Annotated in this window: 1 protein-coding gene and 1 pseudogene; both read left to right on the top strand. The window is 42.8% G+C overall.

The window, feature by feature from the left end:
• On the top strand, positions 1 to 275 hold a 275-nt coding region (locus CKO12_RS14765), incomplete at its 5' end, for a hypothetical protein (protein ID WP_207146390.1).
• Positions 276 to 319: 44 nt separating this feature from the next.
• Positions 320 to 2314: pseudogene (locus CKO12_RS15035) on the top strand (UvrD-helicase domain-containing protein).
• Positions 2315 to 2495 lie beyond the last annotated feature (181 nt).

Here is a 2495-nt window from a genome sequence, read left to right as displayed (position 1 = left end):
TCACATTCAAGTTCCCATTGGGTGAAGTTGTCATTACTGAAGGCGCACATTCCGCATTACAAGAATGTGCAATATCTCCACTCTTCCTATTGTTTCGGCATCGCCAAGGCAATTGGGGAGAGATGAGCAGTGAAGACCAACAAGCAAATGATCGTGCTTTAGTGGAGGGAAACAGAGTGTTATCAGTCTATCCATTACAGGATGACTTACGCGTCTGGATCATTACTGAAGCGGATCGAACTGTTACAACTCTTCTCTTACCTGAAGAGTATTAACCCCCCCTTGAGGTGCTCCGGCACCTCTTTAATTTGAGGAATCAATGATGAATCTGAATGCACTCAATCCCGCTCAACTGAAAGTGGTCACTGCACCATTGAGTAATCTACTGGTTTTGGCTGGAGCTGGTTCTGGTAAAACCCGTGTCTTAGTGGAACGAATAGGATGGTTGATTGAATACTATCACATTCCAGTTGAATCCCTTTTAGTGGTGACATTTACCAACAAGGCAGCAACTGAATTGAAACACCGGTTAGAAGCCAATCTTGATACTGCATTGAATGGGTTATGGATTGGAACGTTTCATGGATTGGCACATCGACTACTCAGAATACATTGGCAAGCGGCACAGTTAGACAAAGACTTCCAGATTCTCAATGCAGAGGATCAGCGTCGTTTATTGAAACGAGTGATGACAACGATGCAGATTGATGACAACACTTACCCAATTAAATGGGTGTTGAGCGTTATCAACAATGCTAAGGAGAATGGACTTCATCCGCACCAAGTTGAGGTTGAAGATGATGATGAGAAGTTAGCCGTTCTGCGTAATGTGTATGCTGAATATGAATTGCAACGGCAACAGAATAAAGCACTGGATTTTGCTGACTTATTGTTGAGTGCTTATGAATTGCTGCGAGATCATCGGGATATTCGTCAACACTATCAAAGCCGCTTTCAACAGATTCTGGTTGACGAGTTCCAAGATACCAATACCATGCAATATGAATGGTTGAAGATGTTATCTACCAGCAATAACTTCATCTGTGCAGTTGGTGATGACGATCAATCCATTTACGGTTGGCGTGGAGCGAAAGTGGAAAACCTGAAGGCATTGCAACGAGATTATCAGAACGTGCAGGTATTACGATTGGAACAAAACTATCGTTCCACCAGCAACATTCTGAATGCTGCCAATGCCGTGATTGCAAACAATCGGAATCGATTCGGTAAGAATCTGTGGACACAACAATCAACAGGTTCCTTAATCTGTCGTTATACGGCTATTGATGCCGGTGATGAAGCCCGTTTCGTAATTGATCGCATTGATCAAACATTCACTATGAATCATTGATGTTATCAAGATTATGCAATCTTGTATCGGACTTCAGCACAATCACGAATGTTTGAAGAACGATTGATTCGGGCTGGCATTCCGTATCGCATCCATAATGGATTACGCTTCTTTGAACGAGCGGAAGTTCGAGATGCGTTGGGATATTTACGCTTGGCAAACTGCAATGATGACCTTGCCTTTGAGCGCATTGTCAATGTTCCGACTCGTGGAATTGGTGAACGCACGATTGAACTATTGAGGAAACACGCACAGACATTATCGGGATCGTTATGGGAAGCAACACTGGATTTGATTGAAAAGAAAGGCTTGACCAAGAAAGTCAATGAATCACTTACAGCATTTGTAGCATTGATTCAATCTCATCGCATTGGAAAGATGACGTTGGCAACACGATTAAATCAACTGCTGAAACAGACAGAGTTACCGGAGTTTTATCTCAAGCAACCCGATGGAAAGGGGGAGGAGCGCGTTGAGAACTTGGATCAGTTGATTGAAACAGCAGCTCGCTTTGAACGAAGCTGGGACATGGAAGATGGTGATGTTTTAACGGTGTTCCTGAATCATGTCGCCTTGGAAGCAAACGAGATGAGCGATGATGACAACAACGATGCCGTGCAGTTAATGACACTTCATGCGGCAAAAGGGTTGGAGTTTCCGGTGGTCTTTCTAGTCGGACTCGAGGAGGGATTATTCCCGCACAGCATGTCATTACATGATCGAGAACGTTTTGAAGAAGAAAGACGATTGTGCTATGTCGGCATGACAAGAGCGATGGAACAGTTGTTTATGACTCATGCGGAAAGCCGGTTGATTCATGGACGAGAATGGAATTCAAAACCTTCTCGCTTTATGAATGAGATTCCCGGTGAGTTCATTGAACATGTCCGTTTTAATAAGGTGGCTCAATACAATGAGGCAGTCATGCGAGTGAAAGAACGAATGGCAATGACCATGCAATAATCATTGATCGATTGGGAACATCATTAACTGGTGTTCCTGATTGATCATTAAACCATTCAATTATTAAGAATGGTTTATTTCATAACACAATAGAGTGCCTTCTTTATTCACTGACAGTGCAAAATTGCTGCCTTGTAACTAATCCCCAATAGGAATCTTCATATTTATCTTCCAAGAAATT

It is taken from the genome of Chromatium okenii (assembly GCF_016583745.1).
Lineage (GTDB): Bacteria > Pseudomonadota > Gammaproteobacteria > Chromatiales > Chromatiaceae > Chromatium > Chromatium okenii.
This window is presented reverse-complemented; position numbering and strand designations above follow the sequence as displayed.